This is a genomic window from Nostocoides japonicum T1-X7 (assembly GCF_001046855.1).
Classification (GTDB): Bacteria; Actinomycetota; Actinomycetes; order Actinomycetales; family Dermatophilaceae; genus Nostocoides; species Nostocoides japonicum.
The window spans coordinates 1,047,251-1,055,121 of record NZ_HF570958.1 but is presented as its reverse complement, the minus strand read 5'-3'; the positions used below and the strand labels follow the sequence as shown (position 1 = coordinate 1,055,121).

The window sequence follows — 7,871 nt, the reverse complement described above, 5'->3', positions numbered from 1 at the left end:
GTCGTCGACGACGGCGGCGACGTGATCGAGCCACGCCGGCCGCACCGTCACGAGCCCCCCGACGACAGCTCGAACTTCAGCAGCTTCCTCGCCTTGACGGGGTCGGTCTCGCCCTCGCCGTACGACGGGCAGAGGTCCGCCACCGGACAGGCACCGCAGGCCGGCCGGCGGGCGTGGCAGATCCGCCGGCCGTGGAAGATGAGGACGTGCGACAGCATCGTCCACTCCTTGCGGGGGATGAGGGCGCCGACGATCTGCTCGACCTTGACCGGGTCGGTCTCCTCCGTCCAGCCGAACCGGCGGACCAGCCGCCCGAAGTGGGTGTCGACGGTGATGCCCGGTATGCCGAAGGCGTTGCCGAGCACGACGTTCGCCGTCTTGCGGCCCACTCCCGGGAGGGTGACGAGATCCTTCATCCGCGGCGGCACCTCGCCGTCGTAGCGCTCGACGAGGGCCGCGGCGAGGTTGATGACCGAGTTCGTCTTGGCCCGGAAGAACCCGGTCGGCTTGAGGAGCGCCTCCATCGCCTCCCGGTCGGCCCCCGCGAGCGCCTCCGCGGTCGGGTACCGCGCGAAGAGCGTCGGCGTGACCTTGTTGACGGTGACGTCGGTCGTCTGTGCCGACAGGACGGTTGCGACGAGCAGCTGGAGGGGGGTCTCGAAGTCGAGCTCGCAATGGGCATACGGGTAGTAGTCGCGCAGGATCCGGTACATCCGCCGCGCGCGACGGGTCCTCGCGAGCGCAGACTCCTCATGAGGCGCGCTCCGCGAGCGGGACCTCGGGGCGGTGCGGGCTGCGGGCACGGCGCAAGCCTATGTCCCGCCGCCGACAGCGGGCCGCAGGCCACCGCCACCCCTCCGGACGATGAGAGCCGTTGTGCCAGACTGTGCCCCGTGGACCACGACGTGGTGAGGCGCGCGCCTCTGTTCGCCGGGGTGGACGACGAGTCCGCCGAGACCCTCATGTCCTCGATGACACGCACGCACATGGAGCGCGGCGACGTCCTCTTCCACGAGGGGGACCGCGGCGACCGCCTCTACGTCATCGCCGAGGGCAAGATCAAGCTCGGCCGGACGAGCCCCGACGGCCGGGAGAACCTCCTGGCGATCCTCGGGCCGGGCGAGATGTTCGGGGAGCTGAGCCTGTTCGACCCCGGTCCGCGGACGGCGACTGCGACGGCGATCGCCGAGACCCAGCTCCTCGGCCTCGGTCACGAGCAGCTGCAGGAGTTCCTCACCTCGCGCCCCCGCGTCGCCCTCACCCTCCTCGCGGCCCTCGCGCGCCGGCTGCGCCGCACGAACGAGAGCCTCGCCGACCTCGTCTTCACCGACGTGCCGGGGCGGGTCGCCAAGGCTCTCCTCGACCTCGCCAAGCGCTTCGGCCGCCAGACCGAGGACGGGATCATGGTGTCGCACGACCTCACCCAGGAGGAGCTCGCCCAGCTCGTCGGCGCGTCCCGGGAGACGGTGAACAAGGCTCTCGCCGACTTCGCGACCCGCGGCTGGCTCAAGCTCGAGGCCCGGGCCGTCCTCCTCCAGGACGTCGACCGCCTCAAGCGCCGCGCGAAGTAACCCCCCGTCCGCCGCGGGGTAGCGCAGCCCTACGGCGTCGGGGCGAGGGGTATGCCGAGGTAGGCCAGCTGGGCCCGGACCGACAGCCGGGCCGCGGGCCACACCTCGCGCGGCACGTCGGCATACACGCGCTCGACGACGTCCTCGACGGGATCGTCGGCCCCGGCCGCTCCGTCGGCGAGCGCCTGGCGCACCTGGTCGAGCCGCTCGTGGCGGTGCCGCACGTAGAAGGCGACCATCGCGGCCGCGTCCGGCACGACCGGTCCGTGCCCGGGCAGGATCGTCGCGACGTCGCCGTCGCCCGTGAGGCGCCGGATCCGCTCGAGCGAGTCGAGGTATGCCGCGAGCTCACCGTCCGGGTGCGCGACGACCGTCGTCCCGCGGCCGAGGACGGTGTCCCCGGTGAGGAGCGCGTGGTCCCCCGGCAGGGCGAACGACAGCGAGTCGGCCGTATGCCCCGGGGTCGCAACGACGCGCAGCTCCAGCCCACCGTCGCGCACGACGTCCCCGTCGCCGAGGTCGTCGTGGCCGCGGCCCAGCGCCCGCAGCCGCGACCCCGTCAGCTCGGCGAACCTCGGCCCCGCCTCGCTGTGGTCGAGGTGCCCGTGGGTGAGGATCGTCTGGGTCACCCGCGCCCCGCGCGCGGTGACCACCTCGAGGACCCGGGCCAGGTGGCCGTCGTCGAGCGGGCCGGGGTCGATGACGACGGCCTCGGTCGCGCCCGGCTCGAGCAGCACCCATGTGTTCGTGCCGTCGAGGGTCATCGGGCCCGGATTCGGTGCGAGGATGCACGTCGCACGCTCCGTGACGACGCCACCGGCCCACGGCATACCGTCACCGCTGCTCATCGGACCACCTCGGGGCTCCTCGGTCATCCGGACGGAGAAGTTGCAGTCGGACGGAGCAACTCCTCCGTCACGATGCAGCTTCTCCGTCCGCTTGGTCGGGCCGCCGCGGTTGGCCCGGCGCCGGTCGGGCGCGAGCGCCGGGTGCCGACGGCTCTCACGGCAGGTCCATGACGATCGCGAGGCCGTCCGCCGACTCCTCCAGCCACGGGATGACCTCGTGGACCGGGGGCTCCTCCCGGACGAAGTCGGCGGCTGAGCCTGCGGCGGCCACCTGCTCGAGGCACACGACGGTCGGCGGGAGAAGGAGCGCCGCGCCCGCGGCATACGCGTCGAGCAGGTCGGCGGGCCGCACCCAGGTCGCGGACTGTGCCTCGCTCGACCCGCCGTCCGCGACCTGTCCGTCGGGCACGAGGGCGGCGAAGAACCGGGTGTCGTAGCGGCGCGGCTCGAACTCCGGTGTCGTCCAATGGGCTCGGTAACCCAACAGGTCCGAGCGGAGCACCTCGCCCCCGGCGATGAGGACGTCGGCGAGCGACGTCTCGTGCGCGACGAGCGCGGACCGAGCCGCGGCCCACGGCTCATCGAGTCGGGACGGCCCACCGAGGAGGACCCCGGTCTCCTCGAAGACCTCCCGGACGGCTGCGGCGATGAGCATCCGGGCGGTCGGCTCGTCGGTGCGCATCCGCCGAGCCCACTCGTCCACCGGCGGCCCGCTCCACGGCAGATCCGCACGGCTGTCCTCAGCGTCGACCCCGCCGCCCGGGAACACGTGCATCGAGGGCGCGAACACCATCGTCGGCACCCGGTGGAGCATGAACACCTCGACGCCCCGGTCCCCGTCGCGCACGCACATGACGGTGGCGGCGAGCCGGGGTGGCGAGGGGTCGCTCGGGCTCCGCGCGCCGGCGCGTCCGCTGAGCGGCGACGCCTCGACCATCGGGAAGCGCCGGATCACCAGAGGGCCTCAGTCGCGGACGGCGACGACGATCTCCACCTCGACGGGGGCGTCGAGAGGCAGGACGGCGACGCCGACGGCGGACCGCGCGTGGGTGCCCGCCTCGCCGAACGCCTTCCCGAGCAGCTCGCTCGCGCCGTTGACGACACCCGGCTGCCCCGTGAACGAGGGGTCGCTCGCGACGAACCCGACGACCTTGACGACCCGCTCGACGCGGTCGAGGTCACCGACGACCGACTTCACCGCCGCGATGGCGTTGAGCGCGCACGTCTGCGCGAGGGCCTTCGCGTCGTCCGGTGGCACGAGCCCGTGGCCGTCGCCGACCTTGCCGGTCTGGACGAGCTGGCCGCTGACCATCGGCAGCTGCCCGCTCGTGTGGACGAGCCGCCCGTCCTGGAGGGCGGGCACGTAGGCGGCCACCGGCGCGGCGACGTCGGGGACGCTGAGCCCCAGCTCGGACAGGCGGTCCTCCACGGCGCTCATGTCAGGCCCTCTCTCGCTTGAGGTATGCCACGAGGCTGTTGCCGTCGGGCCCGGTCACGACCTGGACCAGCTCCCAGCCGTCCTCTCCCCACTGGTCGAGGATCTGCTTCGTCGCGTGGACGATGAGCGGCACCGTCGCATACTCCCACTTCGTCATGCGAGTCACCTTACGGAGGTGGGTCGGGGGGCCACAATCAGGGGTATGCCGATTGGCGCCGGGCCGTCCTCCAGTCCCCCCTCCCCCACTTCCGATACGCGTGGTCAGGACGCCGTCCCGGTGCTCGAACGGGTCGGACCCGAGCCGGACCGGGTCGTGCGGTATGCCGAGGGGGAGACCGGGATCTACGAGGTCTGGGAGCCGCGTGCCGGGTCCGCGCACGACCTCTCCTCCTCGGCAGGTCGCGCCGCCGCCGACTCGCCGGGCCGCACCGACATCTCCTCGGCAGGTGCGGGGTTGTCGTGGTCATCCGGCTCCCCCGGCCACGGAAAGCCCACACCTGCCGACACGGGGGACGTACCGCCGGCGCGCGCCGTGACCGTCGCGCTCGTCCACGGCGGCTTCTGGAAGGCCGCCTACGACCGGACCCATCTCCGTTCGCTCGCCGGGGCCCTCGCTCGCGACGGCTTCCACGTCGCTTCCGTCGAGTACCCGCGCGTCGGGATGCCCGGTGGCGGGTGGCCCGGCACCGGCGACGCCGTCGCGGATGCTCTGACCGCCATCGTGGCGGACCCCTCCCTTCCCTCGCCGGTCGTCGCCGTGGGGCATTCCGCCGGCGGCCATCTCGTCGCCTGGTGCGCGAGCAGCCCGACCACCGCCACCGCGGGCATCACGGGCACCGCGGGCACCGCCGGCATCACGGGCGTCAGAGCCCGGGTCGACGGGCTCGCGGGCGTCGTGCCGCTCGCCGGAGTCCTCGATCTCGTCCTCGCCGACCGGCAGTCGCTCGGCGACCAGGCGGTCCGCGCGCTCGTCGGTCTCCCCCGGCGTCATGAGTCCACCCCGCGCGACGAGGCCGGCGCCCACGGCCACGAGTCGAAGGGTGACCCCGCCGCGGATCCAGCCGACGGCATACCGGTGGACGCCGACCCGGCTCGTCAGCGGCTCGTCGTCCCCTCCGTGCTCGTTCACGGAGCCGACGACATGAACGTTCCCCTCTCCGTCTCCGAGGCCTACCTCGCCTCGCGGACCTCCGACGATGCCGCGTGTCGCCTCGTGGCCGTCGGCGAGGCGGACCATTTCGCCCTCATCGACCCCCTGACCCCGGCATACACCGTCGTCGTCGAGGCCATCGAGTCGCTCGTTCCGGGCGGGTAGCCCGTCCGGCGGTCACGAGCGGTACGGCTGTGGCGGGCTGGCCCGCTGTTCCTCGGTTGGTCGACGGGCCGTGTGCTCGGCTCGAACGGATGGGCCGTGCGCTCGGCTGGCCGACGAGCCGGTTCCCCGGTTGGTCAATGACCAGGTCCCCGTTGGGGTTGACGGGTCGAATCCCCGGTTGGTTGACGTGCCGGTTCCCGGATGGTCAAGAGGCATGCGCTCGGTCGAGCCACCCGCTGCGCATTGCGCTGCACCCACTCGATCTTCCCCCTACTCGAACGCTTGTGCATTCTTGGCTCGCCCAGTATTATGGACTCATGTTCGATATGGCGACCGGAGTCACGGAGATCGGCGAGTTGTTCGCCCGGCTCCGGGGCCCCGACGCGCCCGCGGAGTCGCTGGAGGAGTGGGTCGAGCTCGTCGCGCAGTCCCAGGCGACGATGAACGCGATCGGCGCGGTGCAGGCGTACGCCGTGGCGCGAGTGGCCGCCTTCGAGACGCAGGAGTACGAGGACGGCACGATCGAGGAGCTGCCGCGCAGGCTGGGCTGCTCGCGCCTGGACGCGTCGTCGTTGGTGGCCGGGCCGCTGGGCGTCAGCGAGCAGGCCGCCTCGACGCGCGTCTCGGACGCGGTGCGGATGGCCACCTGTCTCGGGCCGGTGCTCGAGGCGATGGCGGATGGCCGGCTCGACGGATGGCGGGCTTCCGTGATCGCTGCGGAGCTCTGTGACGCGCCCGACGAGGTGGCTCATCGGGTGGCGGAGACGCTGGCACCACGGCTCGGGCGGGAGACGGCCGGGCCGTTGCGGCGCCGAGTGGTGCGCGAGCTGTCGGCGATCGACCCGGCGCTCGTACGTCAGCGCGCGGCGCGCGCCAGGGCCGAGCGGTCGCTGCGGCGGATCACGGACTACCTCGGGGTGGACCGGTGGGAGGCGAACCTGCCGATCGAGCGATCCCGAGAGGCCTGGGCCGCCGTCGACGTTGTGGCCCGCGACTACGTGGACGAGGGACGCAACCCCACGCTCGAGCAGGCCCGCGCCGACGCCATGATCGACCTCATCCTCGGTCGGACCCGCGGATCGTACGAGGTTCAGCTGGCGGTGCCGCAGGACCTCGTGGACGACCTGCTGGCCGCCCTCTCCGATGCCGCCGAGGCCGAGTCAGAAGCAGAAGCACCATCGCAGGCCGACCCGCAATCGTCGGACACCGAATCCCGCTCGGACGCCGAGACACCCTCGGACACCCGAGCAGCGACCGAGGCGACCGGCGAGGCCGAAGCAGAGGCACCATCGCAGGCGGAACCACGGTCGCAGGCTGTCGCCGAGCCATCCTCGGACGCCGAGTCGTGCTCGGACGCCGAGACACCCTCGGACACCCGAGCAGCGGCCGAGGCCAGCGCCGAGCCACCGCCGCAGGGCGACCCGCAATCGTCGGACACCGAGTCGCGCTCGGACGTCGAGGCGCACCCCGAGCAGGCAGTGACGGATCAGCACGACTCAGTCAACGACGCCGTTGAGGCCCATGGTGCGACGGTCGGGGCCACCGCACCAGCGGCGGCCGGGCCGGTCCAGTCGTCGGTCTCGGTGAAGGTGGGCACGACCGCCGCGGACTCGACAGCGGACCAGGGGAGATCCCCGGCCGATACCGAGGTCGTCCACCCGACGACCGCGGCAACGGCAGGCACGACTGGCGCTGACTCGACAACGGACCAGGAGAGCTCCTCCGCAGACGCCGAGACCGCCCACCCGACGGCCATTGCGAAGGTGGGCGCGACTGCCGGAGCCTCGGATCCGGGCCATGGGGCCACCCCCGCCGACGTCGGGACGGACCAGACCCGGACGAGCGCCTCGGCCCGGTCCGAGAGCGAGCTACCGGCCGACGCGATGGTTCCGGTCATCGGCTACGGGACACCCGGGACGAGCTTCGTGCCGCTGGGGTGGCTGCGGGACCTGCTGGCCCGGGTCAGGTGCCGGGCCTCCCTCGTGGGATGCGACCCCGTGACCGGGGCCCGCCTCAGCCCGCCTCGAGAGGTCGAGCGTCCTGCTGGCCGCGGAGTCCGTGGCACGGGTGACCGAAGAGGGGAGCCGGCCGACAGCCCGGGCGGGGAGCGCACGGACCGCCGGGGACGGCGTCGTCGGCGACGGCGACCTCCCGTGCTGGAGACCGACGCCTATCGGCCGACGGAGGCGCTGGCGGCTCTGGTCCGCGCTCGGGACGGACGGTGCCGTTTCCCGGACTGCGCGGTCAGTGCACGGTTCTGCGACCTCGACCACGTTCGCCCCTGGCCCGCGGGACCGACAGCGGCGGGAAACCTCGTGTGTCTGTGCCGTCGCCACCACCGGATCAAGCAGCGCCCTGGCTGGCACGCCCGGCTCCTGCCGGACGGCACGCTGGAGGTCACCGACCCCACCGGTCGCGTCCGCACCTCCCTGCCCGTCGACCTGCTCGGCCGTGCCGACGGGCGGGCCCTCCCACCTTCGCGTGCGGAGCCAAGGTCCGGCTGGGAGCCCGAGGAGACCGCATACCGTCCGGCCGGGTCCGGCGGGGACCAGGAGGAGCCGTTCTCCTGGCTCGAGGACATGTGGGCCGAGACCATCGTCCACGTCGAGCAGTACCTCGCCGCGGAGGCCGCGCGGGCCGAGGCCGAGGAGCGGGCGCGGGCCTGGGCCGAGCCGCCGCCCTTCTGACCGACTCCGCCT

At 73.0% G+C, this 7,871-nt stretch carries 8 protein-coding genes; 3 read left to right on the top strand and 5 right to left on the bottom strand.

Annotated features, from left to right (window positions below; translation table 11 throughout):
* Positions 1-47: 47 nt before the first annotated feature.
* Complete coding sequence (nth, locus tag BN12_RS04850) at positions 48-713, bottom strand: endonuclease III (RefSeq protein ID WP_157635351.1); 666 nt, start codon at positions 711-713, stop codon at positions 48-50.
* A gap of 180 nt (positions 714-893) precedes the next feature.
* On the opposite strand from nth, the gene BN12_RS04845 reads away from it, so the two are divergent.
* On the top strand, positions 894-1,571 hold the full coding sequence (locus tag BN12_RS04845) for a Crp/Fnr family transcriptional regulator (RefSeq protein WP_048550529.1): 678 nt from the start codon (positions 894-896) through the stop codon (positions 1,569-1,571).
* Between the two features lie 29 nt (positions 1,572-1,600).
* Here the strand turns inward: BN12_RS04845 and BN12_RS04840 are convergent, their stop codons facing one another.
* The 4 genes from BN12_RS04840 to BN12_RS24315 form a co-directional block, all read right to left on the bottom strand.
* Positions 1,601-2,419 carry an MBL fold metallo-hydrolase gene (locus BN12_RS04840; RefSeq protein WP_235432303.1) on the bottom strand — a complete coding sequence of 273 codons (819 nt, stop codon included), beginning with the start codon at positions 2,417-2,419 and terminating at the stop codon, positions 1,601-1,603.
* Between the two features lie 154 nt (positions 2,420-2,573).
* Entirely contained in the window at positions 2,574-3,374 is an 801-nt protein-coding gene (locus BN12_RS04835) for an NUDIX hydrolase (protein ID WP_053079954.1), read from the bottom strand.
* A 9-nt stretch (positions 3,375-3,383) separates the two neighbouring features.
* Positions 3,384-3,857, bottom strand: coding sequence for a RidA family protein (locus tag BN12_RS04830; protein WP_048550525.1), 474 nt, complete (start codon positions 3,855-3,857; stop codon positions 3,384-3,386).
* Position 3,858: 1 nt separating this feature from the next.
* Positions 3,859-4,014, bottom strand: a complete 156-nt coding sequence (locus BN12_RS24315) for a DUF4177 domain-containing protein (RefSeq protein WP_157635350.1) — start codon at positions 4,012-4,014, stop codon at positions 3,859-3,861.
* Between the two features lie 120 nt (positions 4,015-4,134).
* Between BN12_RS24315 and BN12_RS04825 the strand changes: the two genes are divergently transcribed.
* Both BN12_RS04825 and BN12_RS04820 read left to right on the top strand, forming a co-directional pair.
* Positions 4,135-5,172, top strand: coding sequence for an alpha/beta hydrolase family protein (locus BN12_RS04825; RefSeq protein ID WP_048550523.1), 1,038 nt, complete (start codon positions 4,135-4,137; stop codon positions 5,170-5,172).
* Between the two features lie 317 nt (positions 5,173-5,489).
* Positions 5,490-7,859, top strand: a complete 2,370-nt coding sequence (locus tag BN12_RS04820) for an HNH endonuclease signature motif containing protein (protein WP_048550521.1) — start codon at positions 5,490-5,492, stop codon at positions 7,857-7,859.
* Positions 7,860-7,871: the final 12 nt, after the last annotated feature.